Genomic DNA, 18,252 nt, shown 5'->3' on the forward strand with positions numbered 1-18,252 from the left:
GGAGAGGCCATGCAAAAACGCCAACTGATTGCCCTGAGCACCTTCATCGCCCTGGCTTGTGGCTCGTTCGCCGCCCAAGCCCAAGCCCCGGACTGGAAAAAGATCCGCATCGGTGTGGAAGGCGCCTACCCCCCCTTCTCTGAAGTGGGTGCCGACGGCAAGCTCAAAGGCTTCGAGATCGACCTGGCCCTGGCCTACTGCGCCGAAATCAAGGCCGAGTGCACCCTGGTGCAGCAAGACTTCGACGGCCTGATCCCCGCCCTGCAAGCGCGCAAGGTCGACGCCATCATCGCCTCGGTCTCCATCACCGACGAGCGCAAGAAGACCATCGCCTTCTCCAACGCCTACTACAACACCCCGGCCCGCTTCGCCGCCAAGGCCGACGCCAAGCTGGACGTCTCGCCCGCTGGCCTCAAGGGCAAGAAGATCGGTGTGCAGCGCGCCACCATCCATGAAAAGTTCGTGGACGCCACCTTCAAGCAAAGCCAGATCGTGCGCTACGCCTCGCAAGACCAGGCCTTCCTGGACCTGAAGTCGGGCCGCATCGACCTGACCCTGGCCGACCTGGTCGCCATCGACCAAGGTTTCCTGGCCAAGCCCGAAGGCAAGGGTTTCGCCTTCGTCGGCCCCAGCTATGACGATGTGAAGTACTTCGGCGTGGGCTCGGGCGTGGGCATGCGCAAGGCCGATGCCGCCACCCTGGGCAAGAAGTTCAACGACGCGATTGCCGCCGTGGCCGCCAACGGCACCTTCAAGAAGCTCAACGACAAGTACTTCTCGTACGACATCGCCCCCAAGAAGTAAGCCCGAAGTAAAAGGCGACGTTTTCGATGTTCCTGCATGGCTTTCTGAACAGCCTGCTGGAGGGAGCCGGGGTCACGCTGAGCGTGGCCCTGGCCTCTTTGGCGATGGCCATGGCCCTGGGTTTGCTGGGCGCCATCGCCAAGCTCTCCAAGTTCCGCTTCGCACGCGGTCTGGCCTACCTCTACACCACGCTGATCCGCGGCGTGCCCGATCTGGTGCTGATGCTGCTGATCTTCTACGGCGGCCAAGTGGCCGTGAACGAGATCGCCCTCAGGCTGGGCCATGAGGAATACATCGACATCAACCCCTATGTCGCCGGGGTGCTGACCATCGGTTTCATCTTCGGCGCCTACCTGACCGAGGCCTTCCGCGGCGCCTTCCTGGCCGTGCCGCCGGGGCAGCGCGAGGCTGGCCTGGCCTACGGCCTGAGCGGCTGGCAGATCGCCTGGCGCATCACCCTGCCGCAGATGTTCCGCCATGCCCTGCCGGGCCTGTCCAACAACTGGCTGGTGCTGATCAAGAGCACCGCCATCGTCTCGGTGATCGGCCTGTCCGACCTGATGACGCGAGGCCAGCAAGCGGCCGGCTCGACCCGCGAGCCCTTTGTCTTCTACCTAGCCGTGGCCCTGATCTACCTGAGTTTCACCAGCCTCTCGGAGCTGATCTTCAGCTGGCTGGAAAAGCGCTTCTCCATCGGTGTGCGCAAGGGGACGCTGTGAACCTGGAAGCGATTCAAGAAAACCTGCCGCTCTACTTCAGCGGCGCTCTGGCCACCTTTGAACTGCTGGTGATTTCACTGCTGCTGGGCCTGCTGATCGCCGTGCCCCTGGGTGTGCTGCGCAGCTTGCAGAACAGCTGGATCTCGCGTGTGATCTGGCTCTACACCTATGTGTTCCGCGGCACACCCATGCTGGTGCAGCTGTTTTTGATCTATTACGGCCTGGCTCAGTTCGAGGCGGTGCGCGAGAGCTTTGCCTGGCCCTGGCTGAGCTCGGCCTGGTTCTGCGCCTGCCTGAGCTTTGTGCTCAACACCGGCGCCTACACCACCGAGATCATCGCCGGCAGCATCCGTGCCCTGCCCGCCGGTGAAATCGAAGCGGCCAAGTCGCTGGGCATGAGCCGCTGGGTAATGTTCCGCCGCATCGTCCTGCCCTCGGCCCTGCGCCGCTCGCTGCCGGCCTACAGCAATGAGGCGATCTTCATGCTTCACGGCACCTCGCTGGCCAGCATCGTCACCATCATGGACCTGACCGGCGCGGCGCGCCAGGTCAACTCGACCTACTACATCCCCTTCGAGGCCTTCATCACCGCCGCGGTCTTCTACTTCCTGATGACCCTGAGCCTGGTGGCCCTGTTCCACAAGGCCGAGGCGCGCTGGCTCAAACCCCTGATGCCGCGCTGACCCCCGAACCCGACGACGCCTTCCCATGCAGATCCAGACCCATCCCCTGATTTCCCCGGCCCCGGGCACGCAGCGCGAGCTGATCTCCATCCACTACGGCCAGCCGGCTGGCGAGCGCATCGGCCAGAAGGCCTACATCCAGGCCTCGCTCCATGCCGATGAGCTGCCCGGCATGCTGGTCGCCCACCACCTGCGCAAGAAGCTCGATGTGCTGCAGGCCGCCGGCCGCATCACCGGCGAGGTGATCCTGGTGCCCATGGCCAACCCCATCGGCCTGTCGCAGCAGATGCTGTACATGCACATGGGTCGCTTCGAGACCACCACGGGCGAGAACTTCAACCGCCACTACCCCGACCAGATCGAGGCCACGGCCCAGGCGGCGGAAAGCCAGCTGAGCCAGGACGCCGACCACAACACCCGTGTGCTGCGCCGCGAGCTGAAAAAAGCCGTGGCCGCCGCGCCGGTGGACACGGAACTGCAGTCCCTGCGCCGCACCCTGATGAGCCTGAGCTGCGACGCCGACATCGTGCTCGACCTGCACTGCGACGCCCAGGCCGTGATGCACCTCTACACCGAGACGCCTTGCTGGCCCGAGTGCGAGATGCTGGCCCGTTTCATACGCTCGCGCGTGACCCTGCTGGCCCAGGAGAGCGGCGATTCGCCCTTCGACGAAGCCTGCTCGCAGACTTGGTGGAAATGGGCGAAGCGCTTCGAGGGCCAATTCCCGATCAAGCAGGCCTGCCTGTCGGTCACCGTCGAGCTGCGCGGCGCGGCCGACGTCGAACATGCCCTGGCCGAGGCCGATGCGCAGAACATCATCGATTTCCTGATCTACCGCGGCCTGATCAGCGGCGACAAGCCCGCCCTGCCCGAGGCCGTGGGCGACGCCCGCCCGCTGGCCGGCAGCATGCCGATCAAGGCCCCGGTGGCGGGCGCCCTGACCTTTTTGCGCGAGCCTGGCGAGACCGTGGCGGCCGGCGATGTGCTGGCCCATGTGATCGACCCGATCAGCAATGCCGTGACCGAGCTCAAGAGCCCGGTGGACGGCCTGTTCTTCGCACGCGATTTCGTGCGCTTCGCGCCGGCCGGCATGCGCGTGGCCAAGGTGGCCGGCCTGCAGGCCCTGCGCACCGGCAAGCTGCTGGGCGCCTGAGAACCAAGAAACTCCCCGAGATGTCCACCGTGCCCGATACCCAGACCGCCAGCCTCATCGTCGACAACCTGCACAAGCGCTACGGCGAACGTGAGGTGCTGAAGGGCGTGTCCCTGTCCGCCAAAAAGGGCGATGTGATCACCCTGATCGGTTCCTCCGGTTCCGGCAAGAGCACCTTTCTGCGCTGCCTGAACCTGCTGGAGCAGCCCTACGAGGGCCGCCTGTCCCTGCGAGGCGAAGAGCTCAAGCTGGTGCGCGACCGCGACGGCAGCCTCAAGGCGGCCGATGCCAAGCAGCTGCAGCTCTGGCGCGCGCGCCTGGCCATGGTGTTCCAGAACTTCAACCTCTGGGCCCATCGCACGGTGCTGGAGAACGTGATCGAAGCGCCGGTCCATGTGCTGGGCGTGCCCAAGGCCGAGGCCATCGCCAAGGCCGAGGCCTTGCTGGCCCGCGTGGGCGTCTCGCACCGCAAGGATGTCTACCCGGCCCAGCTCTCGGGCGGCGAGCAGCAACGCGTGGCCATCGCCCGCGCCCTGGCGGTCGAGCCCGAGGTGATGCTGTTCGACGAACCGACCTCGGCCCTCGACCCAGAGCTGGTCGGCGAGGTGCTCAAGGTCATGCGCGATCTGGCCGCCGAAGGGCGCACCATGATTGTGGTGACCCACGAGATGGGTTTTGCCCGCGAGGTGTCCAACTACACCTTGTTCCTGCACCAGGGCAAGGTCGAGGAAGAAGGCAACCCGCGCGAGGTGCTGAGCAAGCCCAACAGCCAGCGCCTGCAGCAGTTCCTCAGCGGCGGTTTGAAGTAAGACAGCCCGGGGCGCTCAGGCGCCCGAGGCTTCATCGCGCAGCACCTCCAGCACGTCCGAGTGGAACTCGCGCTGGTAGAGCACATAGATCACGCCCACCGTCGCGCCCATCAGGGCCAGGGGTGAGAAGAACCAAGCGATGGCCGCGAAGCTCAGATAGTAGGCGCGCAGGCCATCGTTGAAGGTCTCGGCCGCCAGGCCCATGACCCGTCCGGCGCGCTGGGCGAATGCCTCGCGCGACAGCCCGCCTTTTTCGAACTGCTCGGCCTCGGGCGCCGCGCCCACCAGCAGGGCGCCAAAGGTGTACTGGCGCATGCTCCAGGTGAAGCGGAAAAAGGCGTAGACGAAGATGGCCGTCAGCAGCACCAGCTTCATCTCGAACACCAGGTCCGAGGTGCGGGCCGCAAACGGCAACTCGCGCACCAGCTCGGTGGCCTTGTCGCCCGCGCCCAGCACGGCCAGCAGGCCGCCGATGATCAGGATGGTGGTCGAGGCAAAGAAGGACGGGCTGGTGGACAGGTTCTGCACCACCACCCCGTCGATCACCCGCACCTCGCGGTAGGTGACCTGCATCATCCAGCGCGTGCGCTCGCGGTTGGTGGCGGCCAGCAGCGAGCCATGGAACTGCGACTGGCGCTTGGCAAACACGGCATAGCCGATCCAGCCGGCAAAGAACACGAACAGCGCCAACCAATCGATCAGCGGCAGCAGGGACAGGGCGGAAAACAAGGTCTTCATGGCCTCGACTTTAGAGGCATTGGCGGGCGCGCATCGCCGAAAAAACGCATGGGCACGCGCGCCGCCAACGCAGGGTCAGGGCGCCAGATCGAAGACCAGCACCTCGGCGTCCTGCCCTTGCGCCAGGCGCACGGCGTCTTCACCGCGCAGCTGCAGCGCGTCGCCGCCCTGCAGGCTCTGGCCGTTGACGTTCAAGCTGCCGCGGATCAGGTGCACATAGGCGATACGCCCCGGCTGCAGCGGCAGCTCGGCCTGCTCAGGCCCATCAAACAAGCCGGCATAGAGCTGGGCATTGGCGTGGATGAAAACCGCATCCGCACCGGCCTCGCCCGAGGCCACCAGGCGCAGGCGGCCGCGCTTCTCCTCGGTCGCGAAATGCCGCTGCTCGTAGCTGGGCGCCACACCGCGCTGGTTGGGTTCGATCCAGATCTGCAGAAAATGCGTGCTCTGGCCCTCGGCATGGTTGAACTCGCTGTGGCGCACGCCGCTGCCGGCGCTCATGCGCTGCACATCGCCGGGGCGGATCACGCCGTCGTGGCCGCTGCCACCAGGGGCGCCATTGCCCATGCTGTCCTGGTGGGCCAGCTCGCCCGAGAGCACATAACTGATGATTTCCATGTCGCGGTGACCATGGGTGCCGAAGCCGGTGCCGGCGGCGATGCGGTCTTCGTTGATCACGCGCAGATCGCCAAAACCCATGCGGCTGGGGTCGTAGTAATCGGCGAAAGAAAAGCTGTGGAACGACTTCAGCCAGCCATGGTCGGCAAAGCCGCGTTCAGACGATTTGATCAGTTCAAGCATGTCTTTCTCCTGTTGGGGCGCGCCATCGGCGCGGCATGGACACACTGTAGAAGCCTTGCTCCTGAGCTGGGCGCTGGGCACTTGAAGCCATCATTCAAATAAGATGAAGGCATGCCCAACCCCCTCGACAAACGCCGTGCCCTGACCCCCGAAGCCCTGGCCATGATGGACACCATCGCCCGCACCGGCAGCTTTGCCGCCGCAGCCCGGGAGATGGGGCGTGTGCCCTCGGCCCTGACCTACAGCGTGCGCCAGCTCGAAGAAGCACTCGATGTGCTGCTCTTCGACCGCCGCAGCCGCCAGGCCGAGCTGACCGCCGCCGGCCAGGAGCTGCTGTTCGAAGGCCGGCGCCTCCTGCAGGAGATGGACGCCGTGGCCAACCGCGTGCGCCGCATCGCCACCGGCTGGGAAAGCGAGCTGACGATTGCCATCGACGACGCCATCGCCCGCCGCGCCATCTTTGACCTGATGGAGGCCTTCTACCAGCTGCGCGACGAAGCCGGCCAGGCCCCGCCAACGCGGCTCAAGCTGCGCGTGGAGGTGATGGTGGGCACCTGGGAGGCGCTGATGTCGGGCCAGGCCGATCTGGCCATCGGCACCTCGACCCAGCCGCCCAGCGCCGGCTTCAAATGCGAGCTGCTCGGCGATATGGAGATGATTCTCTGCGTCGCCCCGCACCACGCGCTGGCCAGCGCGCCGACGCCGCTGAGCGCCGCGCAGATCGCCCAGCACCGCATCATCGCCGTGGCCGACACGGCCCGCAGCCTGGCCCCGCGCACCGTGGGCGTGCTGCCGGGTCAGGAGGTGCTGACCATGCCCTCGATGGCGGCCAAGCTGGAGGCGCTGATGCGCGGCCTGGGCTGCGGCTCCCTGCCCACGCCCATGGTGCGCCGTCAGATCGAGGCCGGCCGCCTGGTGCACAAACCCAGCGATCAGGAGCCGCGCGTCGTGCCCATGCACTACGCCTGGCGTGACAACGGCCAGCCGCCGGCCCGCGCCCTGGCCTGGTGGCTGAGCCAGCTGCAAAGCAGCGCCACCCGCCGCGCCCTGCTGGAGCAGCACGAGGGGCTGTTGCTCTGATGCCGAGCACCACGGTATCCGGCGGCTATGTCGGCCGCTTCGCCCCCTCACCCACCGGCCCGCTGCATGCCGGCTCCCTGGTCGCGGCCCTGGCCAGCTGGCTCGATGCCCGGGCCCAGCGCGGCCGCTGGCTGCTGCGCATCGAAGATGTGGACGGTCCGCGCTGCCCGCCTGGCGCCGACCGCTTCATCCTCGATCAGTTGGCCCGTTGCGGCCTGCACCCCGACGAACCGCCCGCGCGGCAATCGCAGCGCGGCGCGCTCTACCAGGCGGCGCTCATGCGCCTGCAGGCTCAAGGCTGGGCTTACGGCTGCGCCTGCTCACGCAAGGAGATTGCCGCGGCCCTGCTGGCCCGCGGCGGCACGCTTGAGCGCCACGGCGAGCTGGTCTACCCCGGCAGCTGCCGCGCCGGCACCCAGGGCCGCCCCCCACGCGCCTGGCGCCTGCGCAGCACGGCCGGCCTGCAGAACGAGGCCTCGCTGCAGATCGACTGGCAGGACCGCCGCCTGGGCGCACAGACGCAAGACCTGACCCTGGCCGTGGGCGACTTCGTGCTGCGCCGTGCCGATGGTCTCTGGGCTTACCAACTGGCCGTGGTGGTGGACGATGCCGAGCAAGGCATCAGCGATGTGGTGCGCGGCGAAGATCTGGCCGACAACACACCGCGCCAGATCCGACTGCAACAGCTGCTCGGCCTGCCCACGCCGCGCTATCTGCACACGCCCCTGGTGCTGGGCGCCCATGGCGAAAAGCTGTCCAAACAGAATGGCGCGGCCGCCCTGGCGCTGGACACGCCGGCCGATGCACTGCGGGCCCTGCGTGAGGCGGCCGCGGCGCTGGGCCTGCCGGCCGAGCTGGCCGGCGCTTCGGTCAGCGAGTTCCTGGCCAGCGCCGTGCAGGGCTGGCGCGCTTTTGATGGCATGATGCCCGCCTCTTCGTCGCCATCCCCTCTTGCACCGGCACTCCCGCTTGCGCAGCCGGGCGACGAATCCGCTTTTTGAAGGACCCATTCATGAACACCACCCCCAGCGGCCTGCAGTTTGAAGACACCGTGGTCGGCGAAGGCGCCGTGGCCAAGTCCGGCCACGATGTCACCGTCCACTACACCGGCTGGCTCTACAGCAAGGACGCCGACGGCAACTGGGTCAAGGGCGCCAAGTTCGATTCCAGCAAGGACCGCCGCGACCCCTTCAAGTTCGAGCTCGACGGCGGCATGGTGATCCGCGGCTGGGACGAAGGCGTGCAAGGCATGAAGATCGGCGGCACCCGCGTGCTGGTGATCCCGCCCGAGCTGGGCTACGGCGCGCGCGGCGCCGGCGGCGTGATCCCGCCCAATGCCACCCTGATGTTCGAGGTCGAGCTGCTGGCCCTGGCCGGCGGTGAAGAGGCGATCTCGCTCAACCTGACCGCCCTGCCCAGCGGTCTGCAATTCGAAGACACCGTGGTCGGCGACGGCGCCGAAGCCAAGGCCGGCCAGCGCGTCACCGTGCACTACACCGGCTGGCTGTACAAGAACGGCAACAAGGGCAAGAAGTTCGATTCCAGCAAGGACCGCGGCGACCCGTTCCGCTTCCACCTGGCCGGCGGCGAAGTGATCCGCGGCTGGGACGAAGGCGTGCAAGGCATGAAGATCGGCGGCACCCGCATGCTGGTGATCCCGGCCGAGCTGGGCTATGGCGCCCGCGGCGCCGGCGGCGTGATCCCGCCCAATGCCACCCTGCTGTTCCAGGTGGAATTGCTGGCTGTCTGAGCCGCACCACGGCGCATGGAAAAAGGTCCTTCGGGACCTTTTTTCTTGGCTGAGGCCCGCACGCGCGGGGCTAGCATCGCGCCAGGGAGCCTGGCCTTTTCAGAGACAAATCGCGGAGATTGCTGATGAGCTTGCTCGACCTCGACCACCTGCTGCGCTATTGGACCGCCACCCAGTGGCAGGCCAATGTGCTGATGCTGCTGCACCTGCTGGGCGCCATGATTCTGGGCCTGGTGTTGGGCTATGAGCGGGCCTATCACGGCCGCGCAGCCGGCATGCGCACCTATGCCCTGGTCTGCATGGCCTCGGCCGCCGTCATCATCCTGCTGGCCTATCCGCAGCAGTGGTTCGGCGGCTTGCAGGCCGGCGGCGTGCTGCCGCCCTCGGCCGACCCGACGCGCGTGATCCAGGGCGTGGTCACCGGCATCGGCTTCCTGTGCGCCGGCGTGATCATGAAGGAAGGCATGAACATCAGCGGCCTGACCACGGCCGCATCGCTTTGGGCGGCTTCCTCGATCGGCATCCTGGTGGGCATGGGCTTCTATTTCGCTGCCATCATGCTGACCCTGCTCTGCGCCAGCCTGATGATGTGGGGCGCCAAGCTGGAAAACACCCTGCCCTCGCATCCGGCGATTGCCGTGATGTTGCGTGGTGAGCCGGGGCGGCTGTTCCGCCAGGACGAGCTGGCGGCCTTTGCCGACCATCTGGGCTTTCGCTTCGCACCGGGCTCGCTGAGCATCGAATCCAGCAGCGGGCGAGAGGAATGGCGCTTCGTCTGCACGGCACGCCGCAATTTCCGCAGCGAAACCCTGACCCGCTTCGCCAACCGTGTGATGGAGATTCCCGGCGTCTCTGAATACCGGGTCACGCATGCGCGCAACTGAGCCGGGCCGCATATGGCGCCGGTACGGGATGGCTTGCCTGCTCGCCCTGCTTGCGAGCGCCGGGCGTGCGGACTGGCTGGGCCAGCACTACGCCCTGAGCTTGCGACCTGATTTCGCGCGTCAAACCCTGGAGGGCGAGGCGCAAATCGAGCTGACGCAGCAAAGCCCAGCCCAGGCGCAGAACAGCGTGCAGCTGCGCTCGCCCCGGCTGGACATCACGGCCGCACGCCTCGCGGGTCAGGTCTTGCGCTTGAGGCGACTGGATGGGCCGGAAGACGGGTGGCAGATCGACCTGCCCGCCCATGCGGCCAAGCAGTCGCAGCTGAGCTTGAGCATCCGCTACCGCGCCCAAGCCGGCGAGGGGCTGATGTTCGGCCCGGAGCATGTCTACACCGCCTTCCACAGCTGCCAGTGGCTGCCTTGTGCCGGGACAGACCTCAGCCGCGCGAGTATCCAGATCAGCCTCGAGCTGCCCGAGGGCTACGACAGCCTGGCCAGTGGCCGCCGCATGCCCAGCTTGGGGCACGCGCAGCGTTGGCAGCAAGACCTGCCCTACCCGCTCTACACCCTGGGTTTTGCCGCTGGCCGGTTCAGCCGCGTGCAAATGGACTCAGGTGTCACAGGGCAACCCGAGCTGGCCTTTCTGGGTGTCAGCGATGACACAGAGACCTTGCGAGCCAAGTTCGCACCGAGCGCCGCCATGCTGGCCTTCTTCAGCGAGAAAGCGGGCATCGCTCTGCCCCAGCCGGTGTACAGCCAGCTGTTGCTACCGGGCGGCGCGGCACAGGAAGCCAGCAGCTATGCCTTGATTGGGCGTCGCATGCTGGACCCGATTCTGGAAACACCGCAAGAAGACTGGGTGATTGCGCACGAGATGGCCCACCAGTGGTGGGGCAATCTGCTCAGTTGCGCGGAGTGGCGTGATTTCTGGCTCAACGAAGGCATCACCACCTTCATGACCGCCGCCTGGAAGCGACACCGCTGGGGTGAGGCTGCCTACCAGCGCGAACTGGGCCTGATGCACAGAGGCATGCAGCGCGCGCGCGACGCCGGCTTCGACAGACCGCTGAGCTGGCCGGGTGACTACCCCAGCCTGAGCCTCAAACGCGCCATCCACTACAGCAAAGGTGCGCTCTTCATGGTCGCGCTGCTCGAACACATGGGCGAGCAGGAATTCTGGGCTGGTCTGCGCCACTACACACAAGTCCATGCGGGTCGCAGTGTACGAGCGGCCGATTTCCAGCAGGCCATGCAGGCTCAAAGCCGACGCGACCTGGCGCCTTTGTTTCAGCACTGGGTGTACGAAAACGCGGCAGGCAGCGCGCCGCAGGGCAAGGTCGAGCGCTGAATCAACGGCGCTTGATCAGCGGCGCTTGAGCACGTGGATGTATTCCTCGCCCTGGCTGCTTTGCTGCACCAGTTCGTTGCCGGTCTGCCGAGCAAAGGCCTGGAAGTCGCGCATGGAACCGGGGTCGGTGGCCACCACCTTGAGCAACTGCCCGCTCTCCATCTCGGCCAAGGCTTTCTTGGCCTTGAGGATGGGCAGGGGGCAGTTCAGGCCGCGGGTGTCGATTTCTTTGTGGGCGTCCATGGAGATCCTCGTTTGCGCTGCATTTTAGGTGGCGAGTGCCCCGCGCAGGGCCCGATCAGCACCCGGGCTTGCCCCCTGTTGCCGCAGGTTCAATCCATCCACTGTGGCTCCAGGCCCTTGCTGCGCAGCCAGGTCGCCAGGGCCTGACCGGTACCGCCGCGCCAGCAGCGCAGGCGCTCGGGCGCGATCAACTTGTATTCGGCCAGCTCGGGCGACAGGCGGATCTCGCCGCGAGCCCGCACGTGGTAAGCCACGAGCAGCTGGTTCTTGCGCTGGAAGTCCCAGACGCCAAGCAGGCTCAGCCCTTCAACTTGCAGACCGGTTTCCTCCAGCACCTCGCGGCTGACACCGGCCTCGGGCGATTCACCCGCTTCCATGAAGCCGGTGATCAGGCCGAAAAAGCGCTCGGTCCAGGCGGCGTTGCGGGCCAGCAAGACCTGACCCTCGCGGTCCACACATTCGACCACCGCGGCCAGCACCGGCGTCGGGTTGTTCCAGTGCGTGAAGCTGCAGGCGCTGCAGCGCAAGCGCGTGGTCGGGCCGCTGTCTTCCGGCTCGCTGCGCATCTCCAGCCCGGACGCACACAGCGGGCAGAAGCGAAAGGTCTGCGCAGCATCCTGGCTCATGCCGGGAACACACCCGTGGAGAGATAGCGGTCGCCGCGATCGCAGACGATGAAGACGATGGTGGCGTTCTCCACCGTGCGCGCCAGCTGCAGCGCCACCCAGCAGGCACCGGCCGCGGAGATGCCGGCGAACAGGCCTTCCTGGCTGGCCAGGCGGCGCGCCATGTCCTCGGCATCGGCCTGACTGACCAGCATCAGCTCGTCCACCGCCTCGGGGCGGTAGATCTTGGGCAGGTAGGCCTCGGGCCATTTGCGAATGCCGGGGATGCGCGAGCCTTCGGAGGGCTGGGCGCCGATGATGCGCACTGCCGGGTTCTGCTCTTTCAGGTAGCGCGAGGTGCCGGTGATGGTGCCGGTCGTGCCCATGGCGCTGACGAAATGGGTGATCTGGCCTTCGGTGTCGCGCCAGATCTCCGGGCCCGTGGTCTCGTAGTGCACGCGCGGGTTGTCGCCGTTGGCGAACTGGTCGAGCACCCGGCCCTTGCCATCGCGCTGCATCTGCTCGGCCAGATCGCGGGCGTATTCCATGCCGCCGGAACGCGGCGTCAGGATCAGCTCGGCGCCGAAGGCCTTCATGGTCTGGGCCCGCTCGATGGACAGGTCCTCCGGCATGATCAGCACCATGCGATAGCCGCGAATGGCCGCAGCCATGGCCAGGGCGATGCCGGTGTTGCCCGAGGTGGCCTCGATCAGGGTGTCGCCGGGCTTGACCTCGCCGCGCTCTTCGGCGCGCCGGATCATGCTGATGGCGGGCCGGTCCTTGACCGAGCCGGCCGGGTTGTTACCCTCCAGTTTGCCGAGGATGACGTTACCGCGCGCGGCCAGCTCCGGCGCCAGCAGGCGCTGCAGACGGACCAGGGGCGTGTTGCCGATCAGCTCTTCAAGGCTGGCGTAATGTTTGCGGTTGGGGCTGCTCATATCAAACATTCTCGCAGCCAAAGTTGAAGGACGTTTCGGAGGCCGAAATTTTCATGGCATAATGATGGGCTTCAGCAGCGACACTACCGTGCGATGCATGCCCAGGTGGCGAAATCGGTAGACGCAGGGGACTCAAAATCCCCCGCCGCAAGGTGTGCCGGTTCGAGTCCGGCCCTGGGCACCACTCAAGGTGATCCTCCATGCCCCGCAAGGTGCAGCCGCTGAAAAACAAAAGGCACCCCGTGCCAGCCTGCATCAAGCCACCCTCGAGGTGGCTTTTTTGCGTCTGGGCCCTTCATCATGGCTCTTCACATCGACGTGACGACCAGACAGCGTGGTGCGAACTCCTGCGCACTTCCACCCCACTTGCACAGGCCGATGAACGTAACGCCCAGATCCCCGACTCCAGTGGCCCGATGCAGTCATCGGCAGCGCTTACACTGCGCCGAAAGGCAGGGGCGGTGAACAGCCCTGCGCGCCCACCCACCAACTTCGCGAACTCATGCCCCCGATTCCTCCGGTGACCAAAGCCTTCATGCTGGCCTGCGTGGGCCTGTACTGCCTGTTCTATCTGGTTCCCGGCCTCAAGGAACCTTTCGAGCTCTGGCCCCTGATGACGGGCAACTTCCTGCCCTGGCAACCGCTGACCTACGCCTTTTTGCACGGCGGCGAGTTCCACCTGTTCTTCAATATGCTGGGTCTGTGGATGTTCGGCTCCGAGCTGGAGCGCGTCTGGGGCGCCAAGCGCTACACCCAGATCCTGGTGGCCAGCACCATCAGCGCCGCTGCGGTGCAGCTGATCGTCACCTTCTTGCTCGGCTCCTTCGCGCCGACCGTGGGCGCCTCGGGCGCGCTGTTCGGCCTGCTGCTGTCCTTCGGCATGCTGTTCCCGGACCGCATCATCGTGCCCTTGTTCCCGCCGATTCCGATGAAGGCCAAATACTTCGTCGCCATCTTCGGCACACTGGAGCTGATCCTGGGCCTGAACAACAACAGCGGCGTGGCCCACTTCGCCCACCTGGGCGGCATGCTGGGTGCCTACCTCCTGATCCGCTACTGGCGCACGGCGCGCCGCCGCTGATCGATTGAATCGGGTTCAGGCCAGCAGGCCGTCCTCGGGCCGCGGGTAGCGCAGCTTCAAACCCAGCTCGGTTTTCAGGCGGCAGTTGCTCAAGCGCCGCGATTCGCTCATGAAGCTCAGCTGCATCGCAGACATCTGCTGCTGCGCCTCTTCACGGCTGATGCGCGGCGGCCGGCTCAGGCCGCACAGATCAGCCGCCAGGTCGAAGTAGTCGCCCATCAAGTGTTCACTGTCATCGCAAACGTGGAGCACCCGCTGCGGCGCCCCGCGCCAGAGCGCGCGCAGGCAGGCGCGAGCCAGATCGTCGGCATGGATGTGGTTGGTGTAGACATCGTCCTCGCGCCGCAGCACCGGCGAGCCCCGCTGCAGCCGCTCGCGCGGATGGCCGCCGACCCGGTTGCCGGCATAGATGCCCGGCACCCGCAGAATCGTCACCCGGCAGCCAAAAGTCGGGCCGAAGCCGCGCAGCAGGCGCTCGGCATCGACGCGCCGGCGGGCCCGATCGCTGCGCGGCGCCACCGGGCGCGACTCATCGAAACGCGCCCCGCCGCAATCGCCGTACACCCCGGTCGTGCTGGCATAGACCAGATGCGCCGGCGTGGAGCGACGCGCCAGCGCGCGCAAAAGGTTCAGCGTGCGCAGATCCCGCTCACCCTGGCCCGGAGGCGGCGCCAGATGCAGCACGGCATCGGCCCAGCCGGCCAGGCCGGCCAGAGAAGCCGCGTCGTCCAGATTGCCCAGCACCGGCTGGGCGCCGGCCGCACGCAGCTCGGCGAAGCGGCCCGGGCTGGAACTCAAGGCCCGCACCTGCCAACGCCCGGCCAGCAGGCCCAGCACCCGCATGCCGACATCGCCACAGCCCACGATCAAGAGCCGCGGCCGGCCCAGGCGGCGAGCGGGGCGCGCAGGGCGATCAGAGCAAGCAGACTGAGCAGAGGGACATGAAGCGGGGCTGAAGGGCATGGAATCCGGCTCAGGCAAAATGGCGGCACAGTGTACGGCCCGGCATCCCCGGGCCGAATTCGCTTTCTGGCCGCGCCGGCCATTCTCGATTGATCCTCCAGCCCTCGCCTTTTTGCATCCAACATGAACTTCCAGGTCACCGTCCAGCCCAGCGGCCGCGTCTTTTCCGTGGAACGCGATGAAACCATGCTCAGCGCCGCCATCCGCGCCGGCGTCGGCCTGCCCTATGGCTGCAAGGACGGCGCTTGCGGCTCCTGCAAGAGCCGCCTGCTGGAAGGCCGGGTGATCCACGGCGCCCACCAGCCCAAGACCCTCACCCCCGAGGAAGAAGCGGCCGGCATGGTGCTGACCTGCTGCGCCACGCCGCAGACCGACTGCACCCTGGAAGCGCGCGCCGTGCCGGGCGCCGGCCAGTTCCCCGTGCTCAAGCTGCCCAGCCGCGTGATGAGCCTGAGCAAGCCCAGCAGCGATGTGGCCGTGATCCGCCTGCAACTGCCGGCCACGCAGAACTTCCAGTTCCACGCCGGCCAGTATGTGGAGTTCATCTTGCGAGATGGCGCGCGCCGCAGCTACTCCATGGCCAACGCGCCTCACAACCTGGGCACGCCGGCCGCGGTGGAGCTGCACATCCGCCACATGCCCGGTGGCAAGTTCACCGACCATGTCTTCAGCGAGATGAAGGAAAAAGACATCCTGCGTATGGAAGGCCCCTTCGGCAGCTTCTTCCTGCGCGAGGACAGCGACAAGCCCATCGTGCTGCTGGCCAGCGGCACCGGTTTTGCGCCCATCAAGGCCATCATCGAGCGCATGCAGCACCTGGGCAGCACCCGCCCGGCCGTCTTGTACTGGGGCTGCCGCAGCAAGGCCGATCTCTACCTGCACGACTGGGCCGCGCAGGCCGCGGCCCAGATGCCCAACCTGACTTATGTGCCCGTGCTGTCCGAGCCCAAGGCCGAAGACGGCTGGACCGGCCGCTGCGGCTTCGTCCACCAGGCGGTGCTGGCCGACCTGCCCGATCTGTCCGGCCACCAGGTGTACGCTTGCGGAGCGCCCATCATGGTGGACTCGGCACGCGCCGATTTCACGGCCAAGGCAAGCCTGCCCGCGGAAGAGTTCTACGCCGACTCCTTCACCTCCGAAGCCGACAAGCAAGCTTGAAGTCCAACTCCCGCATCGATTGAGACCCCGCCGCGATGTTCACGCCCCCCTACGTTCCCGCCGCTGAATTTGAAGCGCAGCTGCGCAGCCAGGGGGCGGCCGTGCTGGCCCCCGCCAGCCTGCCGGACTGCCTGCAGCTCTCAGCCCAGGACCTGGCCGCGCTCAGCCCCTTCTGGAACGACCTGCCGCCCGACGCCTACCTGCGCGACGGCGGCCGTTACCGCTACCGCCGCCACGGCTGCTTCGTCGCGGAGGGCAATCGGCTGAGCCAGGCGCCGCACCGCGCGCATTGGCAGCCGCTGGACTACAACGCCTTGCATGGCGGCATCGAACGCTGGTTCGAGCCCATGGCCGAGGCCGCCGTGGCCCTGCCCGCCTGGCGCCAGCTGCTGCTGGGCCTGGCTGGCATCGCCTCGCGGCACAAGGGCGAGCAGGCCTGGTACATCGAAGCGCACCAGTTCCGCATCGACACCACCGACGGCATCGGCCGCCCCACGCCCGAGGGCGCTCACCGCGACGGCGTCGATTTCGTGGCCGTGTTTCTGATCGACCGGCAGGGCATCAAGGGCGGCGAGTCGCGCGTGTTTGAAGCCCATGGCCCACAAGGCCAGCGCTTCACCATGAACGAGCCCTGGACCCTGCTGCTACTGGATGACGAACGCGTGATCCACGAAACCACGCCCATCCAGCCCACGGCTGAGCATGGCCACCGCGACACCTTGGTGCTGACCCTGCGCCGCGGCGGTTTCCAGGCCTCGGCTTGAGTCTGACCAGCCGGAACACTCACTCGACAAAGCGCGAAGTCTGACCGCTGCCTCGCCGGGCCGGCCAGGGGCAGAATCGCGCCAGCACGTACACTGTGCGGCTGCGTTCGCCACAAGCGAGCGCTTCTTTTTGGGGCCTGCTTGTCCGGCGGGCCCTGCGAACTTTGTCTGCATCACGAGTGCCTACCACCATGAACGATCTCGCCCGCGCGATTGCCGCTGCTCCGGCCGCCTCCATCCCCTCTTCGCTGTTCGGCCTGCCCGATCAAAAGCCGCATGAGCGCGTGCTGCTGGCCGCAGACGCCGAAACCGGCCTGAAGGCCATCCTGGCCGTGCACAGCACCGCCCGCGGCCCGGCCTTCGGTGGCTGCCGTTTCTGGACCTATGACAACGAGCTGGCCGCGCTGAACGACGCGTTGCGCCTCTCGCAAGGCATGAGCCTGAAGAACGCCCTGGCCGACCTGCCCTTCGGCGGCGGTAAGGCCGTGATCATCAAGCCGGCCGGCGATTTCGACCGCCCCGCCCTGTTCGCTGCCTTCGGCCGCGCCGTGCAATCGCTGCAAGGCGCCTACATCACCGCCGAAGACGTGGGCACCACCACGGCCGACATGCTGGGCATGCAGGCCCACACGCAATTCGTCAGCGGCATCCCGCGCGCCGGTGCCTTCGGTGGCGACCCGAGCCCCAAGACCGCCTGGGGCGTGTTCGTCTCGATCGAAGCCGGCGTGCGCCTGCACCTGAAGCGCAGCTCGCTGGACGGCGTGCGCGTGGCCCTGCAAGGCCTGGGCGCCGTGGGCTGGCACCTGGCCGAGTTCCTGCACAAGGCCGGCGCCAAGCTGGTGGTGGCCGATGTGGACGCCGCCAAGGTGGCCCGCGCGCAAGAACAGCTGGGCGCCACCGCCGTGGGCATCCATGAGATCCTGTCGGCCGATGTCGACGTGCTGGCGCCTTGCGCCCTGGGCGCATCGCTGAACGCCAGCAGCATCCCCACCATCCGCGCCCAGCTGATCGCCGGCGCCGCCAACAACCAGCTGGCCACCGTGGAAGACGGCGACACCCTGCAACAGCGCGGCATCTGCTACCTGCCCGACTACCTGGTCAATGCCGGCGGCATCATCAGCGTGGCGCGCGAGTACCGCAATGAAGGCGAAGAGTCGGCCGTGATGGCCGAAGTCAGCCGCATCGGCGAGCGCGTCGCCGAACTGCTGGAACGCGTCAAGGCCGAGGGCACGACCCCGGGCCGCGCGGCCGACGCCTGGGCCCGCTCCAAGCTGGTCAAGCCGGTCTGATTCAAGGTTCACCGCGCAAGAGAAAAGGCAGCTTCGGCTGCCTTTTTTTCGCCCCTGCCGGACCGCATCATGTGCGGGCATGGCCTTGATTTCTTGCCATACTCCATGCCGCGGCGGCCGGCGCTTTGCTTGCCGGCCGGCTCAGCAAGTACGTATAATCAATACATACTTTCAAACGCATACTGCGGAGCAGCCCATGGAAGCCACCGTCGCTGAGCGCGGGCAGATCACCCTGCCCAAGGCCGTGCGTGATGCACTGGGCCTGACCAAGGGCACCATCCTCAAGGTCGAGCTCGAAGGCGGCCGCATCATCCTGCGCAAAAACGTCGACGACGCCATCTCACGCGCCCGCGGCAAGTTCAAGCTGGACGGTTTTGCTTCGGTCGATGAAGCCATGCGCGCCGTGCGCGGCCGCGCCCCCGGCGACCCGCTCGATCAGTAA

Annotated in this window: 21 protein-coding genes, 1 tRNA gene and 1 pseudogene; 17 read left to right on the top strand and 6 right to left on the bottom strand. The window is 66.9% G+C overall.

Features of this window, described 5'->3' with window-relative positions; translation table 11 throughout:
• Window positions 1–9 precede the first annotated feature (9 nt).
• From C1O66_RS05795 to C1O66_RS05815, 5 genes are read left to right on the top strand one after another with little or no spacing between them, the layout of a single operon-like run.
• Window positions 10–804 (top strand): ABC transporter substrate-binding protein, encoded by a 795-nt coding sequence (locus C1O66_RS05795; RefSeq protein WP_102767016.1) that lies wholly within the window; start codon window positions 10–12, stop codon window positions 802–804.
• Window positions 805–830: 26 nt separating this feature from the next.
• Window positions 831–1,523: an ABC transporter permease gene (locus C1O66_RS05800; protein ID WP_102767017.1), complete on the top strand. Its 693-nt coding sequence runs from the start codon at window positions 831–833 to the stop codon at window positions 1,521–1,523.
• Entirely contained in the window at window positions 1,520–2,206 is a 687-nt protein-coding gene (locus C1O66_RS05805; protein ID WP_102767018.1) for an ABC transporter permease, read from the top strand. The genes C1O66_RS05800 and C1O66_RS05805 overlap by 4 nt, the downstream gene beginning before the upstream one ends.
• Window positions 2,207–2,231: 25 nt before the next feature.
• Entirely contained in the window at window positions 2,232–3,359 is a 1,128-nt protein-coding gene (locus C1O66_RS05810; RefSeq protein WP_102767019.1) for a succinylglutamate desuccinylase/aspartoacylase family protein, read from the top strand.
• A 20-nt stretch (window positions 3,360–3,379) separates the two neighbouring features.
• On the top strand, window positions 3,380–4,168 hold the full coding sequence (locus tag C1O66_RS05815) for an ABC transporter ATP-binding protein (RefSeq protein ID WP_102767020.1): 789 nt from the start codon (window positions 3,380–3,382) through the stop codon (window positions 4,166–4,168).
• 15 nt (window positions 4,169–4,183) lie between these two features.
• On the opposite strand, the gene C1O66_RS05820 is transcribed toward C1O66_RS05815, so the two are convergent.
• On the bottom strand, window positions 4,184–4,906 hold the full coding sequence (locus C1O66_RS05820; RefSeq protein ID WP_102767021.1) for a DUF599 domain-containing protein: 723 nt from the start codon (window positions 4,904–4,906) through the stop codon (window positions 4,184–4,186).
• 75 nt (window positions 4,907–4,981) lie between these two features.
• A complete protein-coding gene (locus C1O66_RS05825; RefSeq protein WP_102767022.1) occupies window positions 4,982–5,707 on the bottom strand; it encodes a pirin family protein in 726 nt (241 codons plus the stop codon).
• Window positions 5,708–5,818: 111 nt separating this feature from the next.
• Between C1O66_RS05825 and C1O66_RS05830 the strand changes: the two genes are divergently transcribed.
• The 6 genes and pseudogenes from C1O66_RS05830 (at window position 5,819) to C1O66_RS05850 (ending at window position 10,769) form a co-directional block, all read left to right on the top strand.
• A complete protein-coding gene (locus C1O66_RS05830; protein ID WP_102767023.1) occupies window positions 5,819–6,787 on the top strand; it encodes a LysR substrate-binding domain-containing protein in 969 nt (322 codons plus the stop codon).
• On the top strand, window positions 6,787–7,788 hold the full coding sequence (gene gluQRS, locus C1O66_RS05835) for a tRNA glutamyl-Q(34) synthetase GluQRS (RefSeq protein WP_102767024.1): 1,002 nt from the start codon (window positions 6,787–6,789) through the stop codon (window positions 7,786–7,788). The genes C1O66_RS05830 and gluQRS overlap by 1 nt, the downstream gene beginning before the upstream one ends.
• A gap of 11 nt (window positions 7,789–7,799) precedes the next feature.
• Window positions 7,800–8,159 (top strand): annotated as a pseudogene (locus C1O66_RS24260) (FKBP-type peptidyl-prolyl cis-trans isomerase); the annotation flags it as partial.
• A 30-nt stretch (window positions 8,160–8,189) separates the two neighbouring features.
• Complete coding sequence (locus C1O66_RS24265) at window positions 8,190–8,537, top strand: FKBP-type peptidyl-prolyl cis-trans isomerase (protein WP_223696805.1); 348 nt, start codon at window positions 8,190–8,192, stop codon at window positions 8,535–8,537.
• Window positions 8,538–8,662: 125 nt separating this feature from the next.
• The gene (locus C1O66_RS05845; protein ID WP_102767026.1) at window positions 8,663–9,421 is read left to right on the top strand and encodes an MgtC/SapB family protein; all 759 of its coding nucleotides are present in this window, start codon (window positions 8,663–8,665) and stop codon (window positions 9,419–9,421) included.
• A gap of 28 nt (window positions 9,422–9,449) precedes the next feature.
• On the top strand, window positions 9,450–10,769 hold the full coding sequence (locus C1O66_RS05850; RefSeq protein ID WP_165794498.1) for a M1 family metallopeptidase: 1,320 nt from the start codon (window positions 9,450–9,452) through the stop codon (window positions 10,767–10,769).
• A 15-nt stretch (window positions 10,770–10,784) separates the two neighbouring features.
• Here the strand turns inward: C1O66_RS05850 and C1O66_RS05855 are convergent, their stop codons facing one another.
• The 3 genes from C1O66_RS05855 to cysM all read right to left on the bottom strand — a co-directional run bounded on the left by C1O66_RS05855 (window position 10,785) and on the right by cysM (window position 12,555).
• Window positions 10,785–11,012, bottom strand: coding sequence for a sulfurtransferase TusA family protein (locus C1O66_RS05855; protein ID WP_102767028.1), 228 nt, complete (start codon window positions 11,010–11,012; stop codon window positions 10,785–10,787).
• Between the two features lie 89 nt (window positions 11,013–11,101).
• Window positions 11,102–11,638 (bottom strand): NUDIX domain-containing protein, encoded by a 537-nt coding sequence (locus C1O66_RS05860; protein WP_102767029.1) that lies wholly within the window; start codon window positions 11,636–11,638, stop codon window positions 11,102–11,104.
• Complete coding sequence (cysM, locus tag C1O66_RS05865; protein WP_102769487.1) at window positions 11,635–12,555, bottom strand: cysteine synthase CysM; 921 nt, start codon at window positions 12,553–12,555, stop codon at window positions 11,635–11,637. Before cysM ends, C1O66_RS05860 begins: the two co-directional genes overlap by 4 nt.
• A gap of 99 nt (window positions 12,556–12,654) precedes the next feature.
• On the opposite strand from cysM, the gene C1O66_RS05870 reads away from it, so the two are divergent.
• Both C1O66_RS05870 and C1O66_RS05875 read left to right on the top strand, forming a co-directional pair.
• Window positions 12,655–12,739 (top strand) — tRNA-Leu (locus C1O66_RS05870).
• A 318-nt stretch (window positions 12,740–13,057) separates the two neighbouring features.
• The gene (locus C1O66_RS05875) at window positions 13,058–13,636 is read left to right on the top strand and encodes a rhomboid family intramembrane serine protease (RefSeq protein ID WP_102767030.1); all 579 of its coding nucleotides are present in this window, start codon (window positions 13,058–13,060) and stop codon (window positions 13,634–13,636) included.
• 15 nt (window positions 13,637–13,651) lie between these two features.
• Here the strand turns inward: C1O66_RS05875 and C1O66_RS05880 are convergent, their stop codons facing one another.
• Window positions 13,652–14,599, bottom strand: a complete 948-nt coding sequence (locus tag C1O66_RS05880; protein WP_102767031.1) for an SDR family oxidoreductase — start codon at window positions 14,597–14,599, stop codon at window positions 13,652–13,654.
• Between the two features lie 123 nt (window positions 14,600–14,722).
• Between C1O66_RS05880 and C1O66_RS05885 the strand changes: the two genes are divergently transcribed.
• The 4 genes from C1O66_RS05885 to C1O66_RS05900 all read left to right on the top strand — a co-directional run bounded on the left by C1O66_RS05885 (window position 14,723) and on the right by C1O66_RS05900 (window position 18,252).
• The gene (locus tag C1O66_RS05885) at window positions 14,723–15,757 is read left to right on the top strand and encodes a CDP-6-deoxy-delta-3,4-glucoseen reductase (RefSeq protein ID WP_102767032.1); all 1,035 of its coding nucleotides are present in this window, start codon (window positions 14,723–14,725) and stop codon (window positions 15,755–15,757) included.
• Window positions 15,758–15,792: 35 nt separating this feature from the next.
• Window positions 15,793–16,521, top strand: a complete 729-nt coding sequence (locus C1O66_RS05890) for a 2OG-Fe dioxygenase family protein (RefSeq protein ID WP_102767033.1) — start codon at window positions 15,793–15,795, stop codon at window positions 16,519–16,521.
• 191 nt (window positions 16,522–16,712) lie between these two features.
• Window positions 16,713–17,810, top strand: a complete 1,098-nt coding sequence (locus tag C1O66_RS05895) for a Leu/Phe/Val dehydrogenase (protein ID WP_102767034.1) — start codon at window positions 16,713–16,715, stop codon at window positions 17,808–17,810.
• Window positions 17,811–18,006: 196 nt separating this feature from the next.
• Window positions 18,007–18,252, top strand: coding sequence for an AbrB/MazE/SpoVT family DNA-binding domain-containing protein (locus C1O66_RS05900; RefSeq protein ID WP_102767035.1), 246 nt, complete (start codon window positions 18,007–18,009; stop codon window positions 18,250–18,252).

It is taken from the genome of Paucibacter aquatile (assembly GCF_002885975.1).
In the GTDB taxonomy this organism is placed as follows: Bacteria; Pseudomonadota; Gammaproteobacteria; order Burkholderiales; family Burkholderiaceae_C; genus Paucibacter_A; species Paucibacter_A aquatilis.